The 18,600-nt window shown below is 35.2% G+C and carries 16 protein-coding genes; 3 read left to right on the forward strand and 13 right to left on the reverse strand.

The window, feature by feature from the left end:
- Nucleotides 1-5 precede the first annotated feature (5 nt).
- Together RT228_RS00535 and ffh are read right to left on the reverse strand one after the other, a co-directional pair.
- Nucleotides 6-893 carry a bifunctional 5,10-methylenetetrahydrofolate dehydrogenase/5,10-methenyltetrahydrofolate cyclohydrolase gene (locus tag RT228_RS00535; protein ID WP_006256929.1) on the reverse strand — a complete coding sequence of 296 codons (888 nt, stop codon included), beginning with the start codon at nucleotides 891-893 and terminating at the stop codon, nucleotides 6-8.
- Between the two features lie 78 nt (nucleotides 894-971).
- Nucleotides 972-2,312 (reverse strand): signal recognition particle protein, encoded by a 1,341-nt coding sequence (ffh, locus tag RT228_RS00540; protein WP_006256930.1) that lies wholly within the window; start codon nucleotides 2,310-2,312, stop codon nucleotides 972-974.
- Between the two features lie 214 nt (nucleotides 2,313-2,526).
- On the opposite strand from ffh, the gene RT228_RS00545 reads away from it, so the two are divergent.
- On the forward strand, nucleotides 2,527-3,618 hold the full coding sequence (locus RT228_RS00545) for a serine hydrolase domain-containing protein (protein WP_006266525.1): 1,092 nt from the start codon (nucleotides 2,527-2,529) through the stop codon (nucleotides 3,616-3,618).
- Nucleotides 3,619-3,625: 7 nt separating this feature from the next.
- On the opposite strand, the gene RT228_RS00550 is transcribed toward RT228_RS00545, so the two are convergent.
- The 4 genes from RT228_RS00550 to RT228_RS00565 all read right to left on the reverse strand — a co-directional run bounded on the left by RT228_RS00550 (nucleotide 3,626) and on the right by RT228_RS00565 (nucleotide 8,428).
- Nucleotides 3,626-6,289 (reverse strand): TonB-dependent receptor, encoded by a 2,664-nt coding sequence (locus tag RT228_RS00550; protein ID WP_006266524.1) that lies wholly within the window; start codon nucleotides 6,287-6,289, stop codon nucleotides 3,626-3,628.
- 1 nt (nucleotide 6,290) lies between these two features.
- Nucleotides 6,291-7,115: a GLPGLI family protein gene (locus RT228_RS00555; protein ID WP_006263084.1), complete on the reverse strand. Its 825-nt coding sequence runs from the start codon at nucleotides 7,113-7,115 to the stop codon at nucleotides 6,291-6,293.
- Between the two features lie 115 nt (nucleotides 7,116-7,230).
- Complete coding sequence (locus tag RT228_RS00560) at nucleotides 7,231-7,425, reverse strand: hypothetical protein (protein ID WP_016649775.1); 195 nt, start codon at nucleotides 7,423-7,425, stop codon at nucleotides 7,231-7,233.
- Between the two features lie 178 nt (nucleotides 7,426-7,603).
- Nucleotides 7,604-8,428 (reverse strand): GLPGLI family protein, encoded by an 825-nt coding sequence (locus RT228_RS00565; RefSeq protein ID WP_006266521.1) that lies wholly within the window; start codon nucleotides 8,426-8,428, stop codon nucleotides 7,604-7,606.
- Between the two features lie 205 nt (nucleotides 8,429-8,633).
- On the opposite strand from RT228_RS00565, the gene RT228_RS00570 reads away from it, so the two are divergent.
- Nucleotides 8,634-10,325: an RluA family pseudouridine synthase gene (locus tag RT228_RS00570; protein WP_006266520.1), complete on the forward strand. Its 1,692-nt coding sequence runs from the start codon at nucleotides 8,634-8,636 to the stop codon at nucleotides 10,323-10,325.
- Nucleotides 10,326-10,364: 39 nt separating this feature from the next.
- Complete coding sequence (locus RT228_RS00575; RefSeq protein ID WP_006266519.1) at nucleotides 10,365-11,597, forward strand: DUF445 domain-containing protein; 1,233 nt, start codon at nucleotides 10,365-10,367, stop codon at nucleotides 11,595-11,597.
- Between the two features lie 301 nt (nucleotides 11,598-11,898).
- On the opposite strand, the gene RT228_RS00580 is transcribed toward RT228_RS00575, so the two are convergent.
- The 7 genes from RT228_RS00580 to hisS form a co-directional block, all read right to left on the reverse strand.
- Nucleotides 11,899-12,657, reverse strand: a complete 759-nt coding sequence (locus tag RT228_RS00580) for a hypothetical protein (RefSeq protein ID WP_006266518.1) — start codon at nucleotides 12,655-12,657, stop codon at nucleotides 11,899-11,901.
- Nucleotides 12,654-13,154, reverse strand: coding sequence for a hypothetical protein (locus RT228_RS00585; protein ID WP_006266517.1), 501 nt, complete (start codon nucleotides 13,152-13,154; stop codon nucleotides 12,654-12,656). The genes RT228_RS00580 and RT228_RS00585 overlap by 4 nt, the downstream gene beginning before the upstream one ends.
- A gap of 121 nt (nucleotides 13,155-13,275) precedes the next feature.
- On the reverse strand, nucleotides 13,276-13,788 hold the full coding sequence (locus tag RT228_RS00590) for an ankyrin repeat domain-containing protein (RefSeq protein ID WP_230493111.1): 513 nt from the start codon (nucleotides 13,786-13,788) through the stop codon (nucleotides 13,276-13,278).
- 200 nt (nucleotides 13,789-13,988) lie between these two features.
- Entirely contained in the window at nucleotides 13,989-15,512 is a 1,524-nt protein-coding gene (locus RT228_RS00595) for a catalase (protein WP_006266515.1), read from the reverse strand.
- 323 nt (nucleotides 15,513-15,835) lie between these two features.
- Nucleotides 15,836-16,642 carry a DUF4261 domain-containing protein gene (locus RT228_RS00600; RefSeq protein WP_025124125.1) on the reverse strand — a complete coding sequence of 269 codons (807 nt, stop codon included), beginning with the start codon at nucleotides 16,640-16,642 and terminating at the stop codon, nucleotides 15,836-15,838.
- 78 nt (nucleotides 16,643-16,720) lie between these two features.
- Nucleotides 16,721-17,116: a hypothetical protein gene (locus tag RT228_RS00605; protein ID WP_230493112.1), complete on the reverse strand. Its 396-nt coding sequence runs from the start codon at nucleotides 17,114-17,116 to the stop codon at nucleotides 16,721-16,723.
- Between the two features lie 63 nt (nucleotides 17,117-17,179).
- Nucleotides 17,180-18,550 carry a histidine--tRNA ligase gene (gene hisS / locus RT228_RS00610; RefSeq protein WP_058699334.1) on the reverse strand — a complete coding sequence of 457 codons (1,371 nt, stop codon included), beginning with the start codon at nucleotides 18,548-18,550 and terminating at the stop codon, nucleotides 17,180-17,182.
- Between the last annotated feature and the right edge of the window lie 50 nt (nucleotides 18,551-18,600).

An 18,600-nucleotide genomic window follows, 5' to 3' on the forward strand; every position in this document is an offset into this window, starting at 1 on the left:
AATTCTTATTCCCCTTTTTTAGCTCTTCTTGATCTAGCTAATAAAGTATTCTTTAATAACATCGCTATTGTCATTGGTCCTACACCACCAGGTACAGGAGTGATAAAAGCAGCTTTCTTACTAACCTCATCGAAGTCTACATCTCCTGCGATAACGTATCCTCTAGGATTAGTCTCGTCTGGTACACGAGTGATACCTACATCTACTACAGTTACTCCATCCTTCACCATATCTCCTTTTAAGAAGTAAGGTACTCCTAATGCTGAAATGATAATGTCTGCTTCTCTAGTAATCTCAGCAATATTCTTAGTACGACTATGTGTAAGTGTCACAGTAGCATCCCCAGGATAACCTTTACGGCTTAACAAAATACTCATAGGACGACCTACAATGTGAGAACGACCGATAACTACTACGTTTTTACCTGCTGTCTCTACTTTATAACGCTCTAATAATTCCATGATTCCATAAGGAGTAGCTGGTAAGAATGTCTCCATCTCTAAAGCCATACGACCGAAGTTCGTTGGGTGGAACCCATCTACGTCTTTATCCGCATCGATAGCTAATAAGATCTTTTGCTCATCAATGTGTTTTGGAAGAGGTAATTGAACGATATATCCATCTATAGCAGGATCAGCATTCAATTCTTTTACTTTAGCTAAAAGCTCTTCTTCTGTAGTTTCTTCTGGCAAAGAAACTAGTGTAGATTCAAAACCTACTTTCTCACAAGACTTAACCTTACTTCCTACGTAAGTTAAACTTGCTCCATTAGTACCAACAATAACTGCTGCTAAGTGAGGTACTTTTTCTCCACGAGCTTTCATCTGTTGAACCTCAACAGCGATCTCATTCTTGATATCTTCCGATACCTTTTTTCCGTCTAGTAGTTGCATTAAAATAAAATGTGTGTTGTGTGTATGTAAATAAAGAAGGTTTAAACCTCATAATGAACCTTAAACCTTCTTCTTTAATTATCTTTGCATGCCTTTCATTTGCCCCATCATTCTCATCAAATTCTTTCCTTTTGCTCCTTGCATCATCTTCATCATTTTACTCATTTGATCGAACTGCTTAAGCAATTGATTCACTTGTTGTATATCTGTACCTGATCCTTTAGCGATACGGTTCTTACGTTTTACATCTATAATAGATGGTTTAGAACGTTCTGCAGGTGTCATCGAGTAGATAATAGCCTCGATATGTTTAAACGCATCATCTTCTATCTCTACATCTTTCATTGCTTTTCCAACTCCAGGTATCATTCCCATCAAGTCTTTCATATTCCCCATCTTCTTCACTTGCTGAATCTGATTTAAGAAATCATCAAAACCAAACTCATTCTTCGCGATTTTCTTCTGGATTTTACGAGCCTCTTCTTCGTCGTATTGAGCCTGTGCACGCTCTACTAACGAGATAACGTCTCCCATCCCTAAGATACGGTCTGCCATACGATCTGGATAGAACACATCTATCGCTTCCATCTTCTCACCAGTACCGATAAACTTAATCGGTTTATTTACTACTGATTTAATTGAGATTGCAGCCCCTCCACGTGTATCCCCATCTAACTTAGTAAGGATTACCCCATCGAAGTTTAATCTATCGTTAAAAGCTTTCGCTGTATTTACGGCATCTTGTCCTGTCATAGAGTCCACTACGAATAGCGTCTCATGTGGTGTAATTGCTTTGTGAATATTAGCGATCTCCGTCATCATCTCCTCGTCTACTGCTAGACGACCAGCTGTATCGACAATCACTACATTGAATCCATTTGCCTTTGCATGCTTAATAGCATTCTCTGCAATTAGTACAGGATTGTTATTTCCTTCTTCTGAATATACTTCTATACCTAATTGATCACCTACTACATGTAACTGATTAATAGCTGCAGGACGATATACGTCACACGCTACCAATAAAGGTTTCTTATTTTTCTTTGTCTTTAAGAAGTTTGCTAGTTTACCAGAGAATGTTGTTTTCCCTGACCCTTGCAAACCTGACATTAAAATAACTGAAGGATTACCAGATAAGTTAATACCTGCAGCCTCACCTCCCATTAATTGAGTCAACTCGTCCTTAACGATTTTGATCATCAATTGTCCTGGTTGTAAAGTTGTAAGTACCTCTTGTCCTAAGGCTTTTTCTTTTACTATATTAGTAAAATCTTTAGCAATCTTAAAGTTAACGTCGGCATCTAATAGAGCTCTACGAACCTCTTTTAGAGTGTCTGCTACATTGACTTCTGTAATCTTGCCGTGTCCCTTAAGGATATGAAAGGCTTTATCTAATTTATCACTTAAATTATCAAACATATCGGTATTATTTTAATACTTTGAGTCGCCAAAGATACTATTTAACTCGTTAAGTCACAAAAAGCAAAAGCAACAAAACATACTTTTTTAAAAATTATTTGTTATTTCGGTTATTTATCACCAATTACCTTCCCTCTACCGAACCTTTTCAAAGGAGAAAAACTTATTTATAAACCGAATATCATTACCTTAGTTTTTATAATAAATCCAAAACATGAAAAAACTACTTATACTAACCTCAGCCTTCATATTATCATGTAGTCAAACAATATACAGTCAAGACTTACACACTAAAATAGATAGTATACGCAACCTATACAACGTTCCTGAAGTGGCCTTTGCCATTGTAACAAAAGACCAGACTGTTCAAAAAGGAATCTCAGGACATCACAAATTCGGCGAAAAGAACACGCCCTCTAATGCCGATCTAAAAGACTACTTCCACTTAGGTTCCAACTCTAAAGCCATTACAGGGTTTATAGCTGCCAAACTAGTAGAACAAGGCAAAATCAAATGGAGTACTACCTATTTTGATCTATTCCCTGAAGCAAAAGAATCTGCTAATCCTGCATACTACACTGCTACACTGAAGGACTTCTTCTCTCACAGAGCTAAAGTACATGCCTTCACTAGTGGTACGGAACGCATTGGTCTTCCAAAGCTCGAAGGGACAAAACAACAACAGAGACAAGCTTTCGCTCAACATGTATTAACGATGGCTCCACTAGAAACTCCAGATGGATATACTTATTCTAATGCAGGGTATAGTATAGCAGCTTCTATGTTAGAAAAAGCAGCTAACAAATCTTGGGAAGAACTAGCAAAAGATATTCTAACCAATGAACTAGGTATAAACTTCGTCATCGGCTGGCCAAATCGCAATCTAGAAAACCAACCTTGGGGACATGCCTTACAGTATGATGTACTAGAATCTGTACCTCCTACTTATAACTATGCATTAACCCTTATAGAACCTGCAGGTGACTTAAGTATGAATATAGAGAACTATATCAAATACATCCAACTCAATCTACAAGGTCTTGCAGGTCAAAACAACGCCCTTAAAGCAAGTACTTATGACTTCTTATTTAATAGTCAAAGCAAATATGCCATAGGCTGGGGGAATCTTATCAATGAGACTACTAAGCTATATGACCACGCTGGTTCTGACGGTACTTTCTTTACCTATACACAGATAGATGGCAATACTAATACTGCCTATATCATTATGGCAAACAGCGGCACTGCCAATGCACAACAAGCTGTAATGAAAATAGTGCAAGTGATGAAAGAGGCTGATAAGTAAAACAATATTAAAAACTAAATGTAGCTCCTAATAGAATACTTCTACCTCGAATAGGTATCTTTAAGGAGCTACTATTTAACCCCGTATAACTCGTATACGAATACTCTTTTTTATCAAGTAAGTTCTGTAACAATGCTGTGAACTCCACTTGCTTCAACTTATATGACGCTGTAGCATCTATAAAGAAGTTTTTATAACTCTCCTTACCTCCCATATCATTATAGTTATGCTCTCCACTGAGCTGTAATTGTACATTCTTTAAAGTAAAGAAAGACAAATTCACTTGTTGAGTGATATTGTGTAACTTATCAGTATTTCTAAATTGATTGTTCTCCCAAAATATATTGTCACTAATGATATACTGTATAGACATCCAATCTAACTTCTTTACAAAAGCCTCAAAACCTACAGTCCACTGATTACTGTAATTTGTAAACAACGTATTCTGTTGCCATATATCACTTTTATAATACTCATAAGAAGTACTTAAAGCTAATGTCGTCTTTAACTCACTAAATAACTTAGACACTCTCGTATTTAGATATAACTTATCCATCTTTATATCTTGCGCTACTTTATTGCTCCACGTATAATCCTTATCATAATATCCTTGATTAGCTACATTAATCTTAGAAGGTTGGTACCCTATATTCAAATTAAAGAATACAGAAGTCAATAGATTGCGATGATCTAAACCTATCTCATAACGCATAGACTTATACTTCTGTGGCAAGTTACCATAAGTCATAAAATCTCTATAGGTAGCCATCACCACTCCTTGATAATAATTATCTATCTGACTTACTGACTCTGTATAAGAAGTATTCGCATTAAACTTCCACAACTGATTCAAATTATAATTAAACGAAACTGAAGGTGTTATTAAGAAGTTACCTTTCTCTTCATTCTCAACTCCTATTCTGTCAAATACACTGTGTTGTTCATATTTTAGAGGTATGTTAATGCGTAAATTACCTTCTTTTAAATAATATGTATAACTCGTCGTTAATGTAGTCCCATATTTCTTAAGTCTTACACTATTATCATGTAGGTATTGATCTAAAAAACTATATTTCTTATCTGTCTCTAATCTAGTCTTTAACTCATCATTATTATAGTACAACTCTACATTAAAAGACAGTGGATTAGACCACACTCTCATCGTCTTGCCAGATTGGACTTTAAACAATAAATGCTTATTATCTACCTTCTGCCTATCCATACTAGACGCTTTATCAGTTCCTTTAAGTGTATTTAAAGTCATACGCTCTGGCTGATCTACATATTTTATGAATGCATCGATCGTATACTTATTATCATCCGTTCCAAATATATACGCAAAGCGATTCTGAATAGTCACATTATCTTGTTTAACATGATTAGTAAACTGATCCATGTCCTGTAGTAAACTTTCATTGCTTCTCTGCCAATTAAAGATGGTCTTCAGTTCATTCTTAAAATAGACAGCTGTGCTATTCTTTTCATAGTTCACAGAAGCATTTAATCTAGTATTACTAAGTGCAACATTCCTATCCTCGTTTAATGTCAATACTTCACCATTCATTAAATCGTAGTTAGAAATATAGTAACTATCTTGTTGTTTGTGATCTTTTGTAATGTCAACCTTAAAACGCAATGTAGCCTCCTTAGCAAGTTTCTTTAGATGGTTGATAGATCCTAAATACGTTTCATTAAACAAGTATCGTTTCTCATCCATCGGTATTCTACGAATACTCGTGTTACCGATGTATTGCTTGAGTGGCATATCAAAAGAAAACAAATCTGTAAAGTCAATCTGTTCTCTTGTATCTACTTCTATATTAACACCTGTATTATCAGACTTCGCAGTCACTAAAGTTTGACTGTTCTTGGCTATTAAAGTAGCGAATACTTTATTGCTGCTCAACAGAGGTGATCCGCCGAAAGCAGTCTTAACCTCACCAAAAGGCTTTTGTTTATACTCGTCTTTAAACTTGATATTTAAAGCCGCATTCTCACTAAATTCAACTCCTTTTAGTGTTTTGATATGTTGATTATTCTCTATCACTTGTACAGACTGTACAGCATCGATAGGTAAGTTATTAGATGCTATTGTATATTGATTACCTAGCAAGTCAAGCCCTTCCATATAAAACTTATTAATAGGTTTCCCTTGATAAGTAATAGCTCCTGTCGTATTTACTGTAATACCAGGTAGCTTCTTTAAGACATCTTTCAGATAGCGATCCTCTTTTCCTTTAAAGGGAGTGACACTGTAGTTAAGCGTATCTCCTTCTTGGGTTATAGCCTGACTTTTAATCACGATCTCCTCTATCTCTATCGCCTTGCTAAACAGTTTTACCTCTTTACTCTTTATAAACGAAATATACTCCACTCTCTCATTCTGAAACCCTAAATAGGAAAATATAATATATGCTGGTGTTTCATCACTCTTTATCAACACTTCGCCAGACTTAGTACTTAATGCATAAGTTATCATCTCATCGGTACTATCGTATACCTTACAGATAACTCCTTCTATAGGTTCGTCACTCTCTCCATTAATAACTCTCCCCTTCACAATACTACCTTGACTAAAACATAACTGAGTAAACAGCAATAAAAATATAGTCCAAAATTGATTAAACAATCTCAGACTAATTCTCTCGCTATTTATACTCTTAATGCTCATTTTACTCTAACTCTATCGGATTATAGGGTATTGACTTCATACCACTTGTATTAGCCATTTTTCCTGGTTCTGTATAAATCTTTCCTTGTAATGAAGCTCCTGGGTCAAGATGATCATTCTTATCTCCTCTTCTAAATGATTCTCTATCTGTCTTCGTTACTTTAGGATATAAGGCTATATATACATCTTCATTTTTGCGCTCTACACCATTAGCCATAAAAACGTACTCATTCTTAGTATCTCTTACTTCTAATATCAAACCTGGTAATCCAGTAAATAAGAATGGACCATCACTAATCGGCAACTCACTAGCATACCAGGCAATATAGTCACGCCCTCTAAACTTAGCAGTAGCTTTAGTACATTGATACCCTAAGATTTCTTTCTGTTCCTTTCCTATTTTCCACTCTATCTTAGGAATACCTTCCTCATATTGAAACTTATAACCTGAAATATCTCTATGAATAATTACTTTTGACTTTTCAAAGTCTTTTATTATCGTGCCTGAAAAAACATATTGTTTTAACAACTTTAATGCTTCTCCAAAATTTTCATTACTGACTGTTCCTAAAAAGTGCTTATTATTATAATCAATCATTTTATCTTCAGTTACATCTACATATTTACTCTTAGAATCAAGTATCTGTAACACTGTTTCTCCTGATTTCTTCTGATTTGTAGAGTTATCATTTAATTGATAATACACAGACAACTTAGATTGTCCTATAATCTCTGTCTCTATCTTAGGAAAGCCTTTTGACTTTTGTCCTTTAACTTTGTTTACAGTACTAAAAACTATAACTATTAAAATAAAAATATTTTTCATAATTTGTATTATACTTATAAAAACCAAGGAGTATAGTACTATATTCCTTGGTTTTAAAAATTATTAATCTAATTAGCAGTTATAAATAACTAAAATCTTCAATAAAAAAAATCAACTATTGACATCGTAATTTATTATATTTTTCTGCAGCTTTTAATGCCGCATCTCCATCAGGATACATATCTGCCTTTAAATAAAAAGTACCTCCACAATTATCATGTACAGTAATCCATCCTTCTGCAGCTGCAAATGCTACCGTACTCACTACTAAAACTGCCACTACTAAAATGGCTTTCATTGTTTTCTTCATAATTTTAAATTTATTTGGTTAAAACTAAAATCCTTCTTGTGCACCAAAGAACTTACAAATTAAAGTTATGTTAAATAAAGTTAACAAACAATATCCAAAAAAATAAATCTCATAAAAAACAAATAAATAAAAACAATTACTTAACAAATACACAACAAATACACAACAAACACAAACATTACTCTAACTCTATCGGATTATAGGGTATTGATTTCATTCCACTTATATTAGTCACTTTTCCTGGTTCTGTATAAATCTTTCCTTGTAATGAAGCTCCTGGATCAAGATGATCATTCTTATCTCCTCTTCTAAATGATCCTCTATCTGTCTTCGTTACTTTAGGATGAATAGTTAAAAATACCTCCTCATTCTTATTCTCAATTCTATTAGCTATAAAAGCATAGGCATTCTTAGTGTCTCTTACTTCTAATATCAAACCTGGTAATCCAGTAAATAAAAATGGACCATCACTAATAGGCAAATCATCTGTGTACCACACTACATAATCACGCCCTCTAAACTTAGCAGTAGCTTTAGTACATTGATAACCTAAAATTTCTTTCTGTTCCTTTCCTATTTTCCATTCTATCTTAGGAATACTTTCCTCATATTCAAATCTCTTACCTCCTATCAAATCATTTACCACTACTTTAGATGTTGAAAAATCTTTCAGTATTACACCTTTATAAACATATTTACCAAACACCTTCAGACCTTCAGCTATATTATCCTTATTTAATTCTCCTGTAAGTGCCGCATTATTATAAGCGATAGCATCTGATTCAACTACATCAAAATACTTACTCTTAGAATCTAGTATCTGTAACACTGTTTCTCCTGACTTCTTCTTATTTGTTGAGTTATCATCTAATTGATAATACACAGACAACTTAGATTGTCCTATAATCTCTGTTTCTATCTTAGGAAAACCTTTTGTACTTTGAGCAGACACATTATTTACTACTATAAAACACAGATACATTAAATTCAATATTTTTTTCATCTTTGCCATTCTTTATATAACAAGATATTTTACCTTGTCTAAATAACTAATTAATTAGTTACTAAACTACAAAAATAGTTTTACATCTTTTAATAATTATCAAATACTTTTTGAAATAGCTAAATATGAATTATAATATTTTAAAACAATGCTCTTTCCCATCTCCCTTTTATCCTTAATTTTGCAGTCTAAAAATTAGAATTACATGTCTCAGCCTAAAGCTATCTTCAGAAAGTTTACCAGTGATGTGCAGTCTATAACACTGCCGACTAAGTTTACTTTCCCTTTTTATTACGAACCTCATCCCCTAACCGTACTAGCAGCAGAAGAGTTACAACGTGAACTAAGCACACATCCGCTTATAGCACCGCTATTTGACACAGAGAATGAGAACTGTCTACCTACAGGTAAGATGTTTGGTGTACTAGTAGTAAAAAATGAAAAAGGAGAACTAGGCTACTTAGCAGGCTTCTCTGGTAAGCTAGGCAGTCATACAGACCTAGAAGGATATGTACCACTAATCTTTGACCTGTGGAATGAAGACGGCTTTTTTGCAAGAGAAGATGTAGAGGTAAAAGCAATTAATGCTATCAATGCCAAAATAGAAAAACTAGAAGCAGATTCTGTGTATAGCAATGCCAAAGCTTTATTGAAACAACAGATAGCTGATGAAAAAACAGCCATCGAAGAAAAGAAAGCACAACATAAAAAACAAAAAAACGAGCGAAAAGCCATCCGAAAAGAACAGGAAGCTATACTCTCTCCTGAAGAATTTCAGCTATTAAATGATGACTTAGTCAAACAGAGTTTAAGAGATAAATATGAGTTGCGCGTACTGACAGAATATTGGCAAGAGCAAATCACTACGACTAGAGATATCACGACAAGTATAGAAGAGGAGCTAAATAACCTAAAAGAAGAACGCAAACAAAAGTCTAATGGACTACAGCAAAAACTATTCGCTTCTTACAAATTCTTAAATTATAAAGGAGAGGAACAAAGCTTATTAGAGATCTTCGAAAAGACAGTATTACAACAGCCACCTGCTGCTGCTGGAGACTGTGCCGCTCCTAAACTGATGCAATACGCCTATGAGCATAATTATACGCCTATTGCCTTAGGAGAATTCTGGTGGGGAGAGTCTCCGAAGTCAGAGATTCGCAAGCATCAGCACTTCTACCCTTCTTGTCGCAGTAAGTGTGAGCCTATTTTAGGACATATGCTAGAAGGCTTAGAAGTAGATGATAACCCACTACTAATAAACCCTGCTCTTAACAGACCTATTGAGGTAGTCTATGAGGATGAGTACTTCGCTATTGTCAATAAGCCTGAAGACTTCTTATCTGTACCTGGTATTTATATACTAGACTCTGTATATGAGCGTATGAAACTTCGCTACCCTAATGCTACAGGACCTCTTATCGTACACCGATTAGACATGCCTACATCAGGTATCTTAATCATTGCTAAGGATAAAGACTCTCATAAAGCACTACAGAGCCAGTTTATAAAGAAGAGCTTAGAGAAGAGATATGTCGCTATACTTGATGGTATCATAGCAGAAGACGAAGGGATTATAGAACTACCGTTGAGAATAGACTTTGACGATAGACCTAGACAGATGGTATGCTATGAATATGGAAAGTATGCCAAGACTAGATACGAAGTGATAGAACGAAAAGATGGCAAGACGAAAGTGTACTTCTATCCTATCACAGGGCGTACCCATCAGCTGCGTATGCATGCCTCACACCCAAAAGGACTAAACACACCTATAGTAGGTGATGACCTATATGGTACCAAAGCAGACAGACTATATCTACACGCAGAAAGTATCACTTTTAGACATCCTAAGACATACGAATTAATGACATTTACCATAAAAGAGAGCTTCTAAGCTCTCTTTTTTCATTACATTAGCTATAAATACAGCACTATGAATGAAAAGAAAAAACAGTTACAAAAGCATAAACGCATAGCTACTGGTCTATTTATACTTATGGCTATTCTCTATATCTCTATGGTATATGCCATCAGACATTCACCTGCTTCGTGGATGGGATATGTCAAGGCATTCTCAGAAGCTGCGATGGTCGGGGCACTAGCAGACTGGTTTGCGGTGACAGCTCTTTTTAGACATCCGATGGGCATGCCCATTCCGCATACTAATCTTATTGTCAATAGCAAAAACAAGATTGGAGATAACCTAGGAGACTTTGTCACAGATAACTTCTTGACGTCAGATAATATCAGACCTTATGTGGAGAAAGTTGATTTAGCGAATATGATTTCTACTTGGTTAAACAAGCCTAATAATCAAATCATTTTAGAACATGAGATTACTTCACTAGCCAAACGAATACTCGCTGAACTAGAGGACGAAACAATCATCGCACTGATGACTTCAAAAGCGAAAGAAGGTATCGCAGCTATTAATATTCAAAGCTTTGTATCACAAGGAGTCACCTATGCTATCGAAAAGAATGAACACAACAGATTATTAGATATTATCTTGCCTAAGGCACAACTCTATGTAGAAGAACACCGCCAAGAAATATATGACAATGTCGTAGAAAAAAAACCTATCTTAGGGCTTATCGGAGGTAAAGCGGTGACGAATCAACTTATCAGCGGTATGAATACCTTCTTAAGTGATATAGAAAAAGACCCTAATCACAAAATAAGAAAAGAGATTACCCTAAGGTTAGAAATGCTCGCTGTAGATATAGAAGCTTCTCCTATGTGGAAAGCTAAGTTCGATGAAATCATAGGTCAATTCATTACTGATGATACTATTCATACGTATATGCAAGACCTATGGCATTCTACAAAAGAGAATCTACTCGTACAACTAGAGGACAATAACTCAGTACTGCGTAAGTATATCTCTAATAGCCTGTCTAAAATAGCACTAGACTTAGAGAATAACGAAGAAAATAAAATAAAGATCAATAAGTGGATACAACACACCATCTATAAAGTAGCTCTTAAAAACACAAAAGAAGTAGGGCAACTAATCAGAAATACTGTAGATAGCTGGGATGGTCGCGAACTAAGTGATAAACTAGAACTAGAAGTAGGTAAAGACTTACAGTATATCCGTATCAACGGTACTCTAGTGGGAGGACTAGTAGGGTTACTTATTTATATCATTACCTCCTTGCTATAGTTATATTACACTTGTAATATAACTAGGCTAATTTATTGTAATCTTTATACCTATTTTACACTACTCTCCTTCCTATCTCCTCTTAAAATGAGTTGAGGTGAGTCCGTAGTGAGTCCGTTATGAGTCCGTAGTGTGTCCGTTAAATCAAGTAAAAAAACGGAGGCAATACCTACTTAAACCATAAACAATATCGAAATATCTGCTATAAGACTAAACTTAGTTTACTATAAAGCTAATACTACAGAACAAAAAAAGCTGTAACATCTCTGTTACAGCTTCATTATATTAGATGGTTTATGATCTAATTATCAGATTGTCCTTTTAGGCTTACTTCATTTCCTTCACTATCTGTTTTAACGATAGTTACTTCATGTGCTACTTCTGACTCAGGATTATCCATTAAGATCGTGATCATATCATTCGCCTTTTTATCTTTAAAATACAGTACTCTATTACCCATTGTACCTTGTATATCTTCAGTTCCTTCTAGAATCAGGTCAGGGACATCAGATACTAGCTTACCGTCGTTCCATATTGTTAAGCGCATTACTTTCTCATCTTTTCTATCTATACGCCAGATATCTTGTCCCGTTTTAATAATAGCATATGGTTCTAAGAACTTATTCACACTTCTGTGCAATCTCTTCTTATCTGCCTGAATCATTTCTTCTCTTATCTTCTTCTCTAGTTCAGTCTGATCGATAATGCGATAAATATCTCCGCTCTCTGTCAACCACATTCTCCCCAAGTCAAACATAATACCGCGCCATCCCATATGACTGTATTCTTCTATTACAGAGTTCGCTATCTTAGCTGAAAACTCGGGTACAAAAAACTCTTCAAAACGACTCACAAATTCGAACTCGGAAGTCACTGGTGGCAAAGGGTATTCTCGCTTCAGAGGATAGACTATTCTCTTGGCAATACCTTCTCTATCTTCATTCTCAAACAAAGTGATTAAGGATTTTATTCGTTCTACCGAAGCATCAGACAGATTACTCTCCTGACTATACCCACTTAATCCCATCACTAGGAATAAAACTGCTAATATTCTTTTCATATTTTTATTTTCTTTTTTAATCTTTCTAATCTATCGCGCATATGCTCCGACAGTAGTTTCTGTACTTCTAGATTTGACTCCGTTTCTTTTAAATAATCGAAGTGCACTAATAATTCTTCTATTCTCTCTTGACTCAATTCTATATTAGCTGTACTCAAAAAAGTATCAAAAGAAATATGAGCTGCACATAGATAATCAAATAAATACTCTTTCCCTCCTCTTTCTAATAAAGTCTGTGCTAATAAATGAAACTTATTATACACTGAAAAATTAAGTTTAGACGCTGTCCCGATATGGATAAATAACTCTCTTAATAGAGGCAAATCTACAGTATCTAATTGCTGACAAACTAACTCTGCTATCTGAATTCTAAAAAGGTAATTATCATCTTTAAACTTAGCTCCATACTTTCCGTTCCAATCTAGGGCTAACCACTCACTATCAGACGAAGAATAATTATCTATAAAACTTTGAAAATCAACACTACTCACTTCCATATCTCCTTACTTTTTTTATTCTAATACGAATGATAAAAATACAATTAAAAATAAAAAAGCGAACAATTACTTTTCTACTATTTAAAAAGTAATTGTTCGCTTATATCTAGATCCTTATTCTTTACTGTAAGAGTGAGATCATCTCTTTATTATCTTGTAATACGGCATGGTCTAATGCTGTCTTGCCTCTGTTATCTTTTACTGTCTTATCTGCACCTGCCTTTAGTAAAGCACCTACAATATCAGTAGTCCCAAAAGTTACTGCAAAAATAAGAGGACTAGCATCATTACTATTCCTTCTATTGACATCTGCACCTGACTCTAATAACCAATTAACCAAAGTCAAATTCTTTTTAAACACAGCTCCTATCAAGGCTGTATTGCCCATAGCATCTTGTTTCTCTAGGTCTACTCCTGCTTCTAGTAATACCTTCACTACCTCCTTACTATCGTTATACACTGCTATCGTTAAGGGAGTAAAAGAACGATCATTGACTTGATTTAAATCTATCTTTTGACTGATCAACTGCTTTACCTCCTCTGTATTATTCTCTCTTGCGGCTGTAAATATATCTTGCCCAAAACTAATCTGAACACTACATAACAACAGTCCTACTATCATCCATTGTTTCATCACTAACACTAAAAATAGATTCAACACAAATACATATCCATAGAAGCAAATCTAGGTACAGAACAATGGTAGAAAGTAAATAATATAAAAATATAAGCTTGTACCTAAATCTGTTCTTCTATACTCTTGATAAAATATGATGTGGGGCCATATAGAGTAGATAATGTATCTATGCTGAATCCTTGTTTATACTATATCTATTATTGAGCTAAATACGGTTTTATCTCATCTAGCTTCATATCTACTGCTTTTAATAGACGTGTACCATATTCTTTATCAGCTTGATAAAAATAAGCAATCATCTTATGCACGATCACCTTATTCTTAATCGTCTTAAATGCTCCACTCAAATTCTTGATTAAATTATCTTGGTCTTTTTTAGAGAACGAGCGATATAGATCACCAGCTTGTTTAAAGTTATTCTCCTTATCTATCACATGCTGTGTAGTACTAACAGGTTTAAAGAACTCAGATTTAGAGTACATAAACTTAGCATTATCTACTACTTCAGGTTTATTAGTAGATGGCTGATAGTTCACATCACCAGACTGTACACGTGTAGACATATACCCATTCTGGTTATAAGTAGTCGCTGTATTCTTAGGTGCATTAACAGGTATTTGTTGGAAATTCCCTGTTAAGCGGTGACGTTGTGTATCTGCGTAAGAGAATAATCTTCCTTGTAACAGTTTATCCTCAGAAGGCTCTATACCAGGCACTAATGTACTAGGTGCAAAGGCAGCTTGTTCTACCTGTTGGAAGTAGTTCGTAGGATTAGCCTTTAATGTCATCGTACCTACTTTTACAGACTTCGCTATCTCTGCTGGCCAAATCTTCGTTACATCTACAGGATTAAAGTCTAAGGCATCGAAGTCTTCTCTCTTTAACATCTGTACGTATAAGTCCCAGATAGGATAATCACCTCGATCTATTGCGTGATATAAGTCTAAAGTCGCGTGCTCTACTGAAGTTGCTTGGATAGCGTTAGCCTCTTCTTGTGTCAGGTTTTTAATCTCCTGACGAGGTACCCATTTATATTTTACATACGTTACTTCTCCTTTATCATTCACCCATTTATATGCGTGTACTCCATTCCCTTCCATCTGTCTAAAGTTAGCTGGTATACCGTAATCAGAGAACAGCCAAGTAAACATATGAGTAGATTCTGGCAAATTAGAAAAGAAGTCAAATACCCTATTCGGATCTGATGCTCCATTAGTCAAAGGAGACGGTTTAAAAGCGTGTACCATATCAGGGAACTTAATCGCATCCCTGATAAAGAATACCGGAAGGTTATTTCCTACTAAGTCATAATTCCCCTGCTCTGTATAGAACTTTACCGCAAAACCACGTGGGTCTCTATACGTCTCTGGTGACCCTTGCTGATGTGTCACAGTAGAGAATCGTACCATCACAGGCGTTGTCTTACCTGCTTGTGATAAAAAGTCTGCCATCGTCACATCCGAAAAATCAGCACTCGCTACAAACTCTCCGAAAGCTCCAGCTCCACGAGCGTGTACTACTCTCTCAGGAATACGCTCTCTGTCAAAAGCAGCTAACTTCTCTATTAAATGGATGTCTTCTAATAATACTTGTCCATTATTACCAATGGTTTTAGAATGTTGATTACTTCCTACAGGGCTACCTGTATTCGTAGTCAAAACTTGAGCTTGAATAAAAGATGATACTACTAATGCAGATATCAAAAAACTACGTTTAAGCATAAAATTAATATTTGTTGTTTAGATTTTTTCTTTACATCACAAATATATTATGCCACTCAACGGCAAGTCAGTCTTTACGAACGATAGATTTTATTCTATCATAGGTACTATTTATCATAAATACTATCTATTATAGATTCCTCTATATCGCCTACTATTTATTCATAAAAAAACAAGTTTAGTCCTCAATGTACTATAATACCTGCAATCTCTCTTTCATACTGCTTCTCTGTATAAACAAAAAAGGAGCAATAATCTTTTAAAAACTATTACTCCTCAGGGTTCAATTATATATATTCTATTGTAAGTGTCTACTTTTCTGACTAACTCATCACTACATTGATCACTGTTCTTCTAGGTTGAGACGAAGAGAACTCCTTATGACAAGTCCATTTGCTTCCTGGCTCAAACCCTTCTATTGTATTTCCATCTTCTATGACATCCCCTGCTTCCATTAAATAATAAGCATAGTCCCATAGACGACCTGCTACCTCATTCACTATCGTATCATCATCAAAGAAAAACTGAAAATCAGAAATACCTAACGCATGTAACCCTACTGTATCCATTAACAAACTTCCATACTCTGGCTGATTCACATTATATAAACGAACATTGATCATTAAGTCTAATGCAACGTAGTTAGGATCTAGACAGTCTCTCATAAATACTTCTGGATCAATCAACTTCTCACCGTGCTCAGAAACAATGATAGTAGGCTGAGCTACCTTAGCCATCGCAAAGAGCATCTGCTGCATTAATACAATGCGTATGCGAGGTTCTAAACTTCTACTCAAAAAATCAGTCACTAACACTTCATATTGACAATTCTTCAATACCTCTGCTCCCTCTTCCCAATGCCAATTCTGTTCTGTATATTTCTGGTCGATCTTCTTAATACTGTCATCCTCTGCATGCATCACGACACACTGCGCAGGCACAATACCCTCTTCGAACTCTACTTCACAATCAGGGAAAGTAAACACATTAGCCTCTTTTGCAAAGGTTACATTAGGAAACACTTGTTTTAATTCTTCTAATACTGCTTGTAGGTCTATAGATGGTTTCTGTTCAAATAACAATCTAAACATCATCATCTTCGGGTTATTACCTAGTTTTTTACTTCCCATATCTTATTGAAATATTATTAATGTATTGCAAGTTTAAAATTACGGAATTACAACAATTAAAAGATGAGTATTATCACCTTATTTGCTATAAGTCTTTTTTAATAGCTTATCGATCTGATAACCATGCTGTACTAATAGATCTAAACCATCTAACTCTAGTCTTTCTTTTGTTGGCCTCCACCCTTGTTCTAATCCATAATCTAAGGCTAAACGGATAAATAATGGTCGATTTAAATTCACTACTATTTCTTTTTCTAACGCTGTATTATATAATAGCACACCATGATTAAGTGGATTACCTACATAATAGTCATCTAACACACGGAAGTGGACGAATAAAGCATACTTACTATACTTATCTACAAAGATGCGCATAATGAAAATGCTCTCCTCTGTATCAGCGATATAAGTACCTCCTATACTATATAGGTACTCCGAGTTATCTACTCTTAGTGTTCTTAGCTTCTTCTTCATAGGCATAAAAAAAGGTATGTGTAAGTAAACACATACCTTCTATATTTCAAAATAAACTATTCGTTATTTTAATTTAGCAATCAGCTCTTCTAATGATAATACCTCCTGCTCACCTGATGCTAATTCTTTTAGTGTATATTTCTGATCTGCGATTTCTTGAGATCCTACTAACACTGCATAAGGAATTCCTTTCTTATCTGCGAACTGGAATTGCTTACCTACTTTAGCTTTATCAGGGTAAACTTCTGTACGGATACCAGCATCTCTTAGCTTCATCACTGCTTGTACTCCATAGCTCATCTCATCTTCTCCCATATTTAAGAACATCACTTTAGAAGATGTACTTACTGTTTCTGGGAATAGATTTAGCTCTTCCATCACTAAGTAGATACGGTCTAAACCGAATGAAATACCTACCCCGCTCATATCTTTAAGCCCGAAGATACCTGTAAGGTCATCATAACGACCTCCTCCTCCTATAGATCCAAGCTGTACTGTCTCAGGTGCTCCAATCTCAAAGATCGCTCCTGTATAGTAATTAAGTCCTCTAGCTAAAGTCACATCTAAGTTTAATTTCGCTGTCTGTAGCCCAATAAGCGCTACTTCTCTTCCTACGAATGCTAACTCTTCTACTCCTTTTAATCCTTCTTCTGATGAAGCTAACATCACACGTAGTTTCGCTAATTTCTCTTCAAAAGTACCTGTGAAGTTAAACAATGCTTTTACTTTTTCAATAGACTCTGCAGCAATACCTTTTTCGATCATTTCTGCTTTTACTCCATCTTCCCCTATCTTATCTAGTTTATCAAGAGCTACAGTAAAGTCAATTAACTTATCACTTGCATCAATCACCTCAGCAATACCTGCTAATATCTTTCTATTGTTTAGTTTTATAGTTACTCCATGTACTCCTAATGCAGTGAATACTCTGTCATATAGTGTAACGAACTCTACCTCTTGCCACAGTGATTTAGATCCGATCACATCAGCATCACACTGATAGAACTCTCTATATCTACCTTTCTGTGGACGGTCTGCACGCCATACAGGTTGCATTTGGTAACGTTTAAAAGGGAAGTCTAACTCATTCTGGTGCATTACTACATAACGAGCAAAAGGCACAGTCAAGTCATAACGCAATGCCTTCTCAGAGATCTGATTCGTTAGTTTTAAACTATTCTTACTCTCTAATACAGTATCATCTACTTTACTTAAGTAATCCCCTGAGTTTAAAATCTTAAAAATTAAACGATCACCCTCTTCACCATACTTACCAAGTAGTGTATCAAGGTTTTCGAAAGAAGGAGTCTCGATGGGATGGAATCCAAATTTCTCAAATCCATGTCGGATAGTCTGCATGATGTATTGTCTTCTTGCTACTTCTGTTGGAGAAAAGTCTCTTGTACCTTTTGGAATTCCAGGTTTCTTTGCCATCTCTAATTAATTTTTATGTATTATTATTAGACAAAACTACTACTTTTTTT

It is taken from the genome of Myroides sp., from assembly GCF_032073645.1.
Classification (GTDB): Bacteria; Bacteroidota; Bacteroidia; order Flavobacteriales; family Flavobacteriaceae; genus Flavobacterium; species Flavobacterium odoratimimum.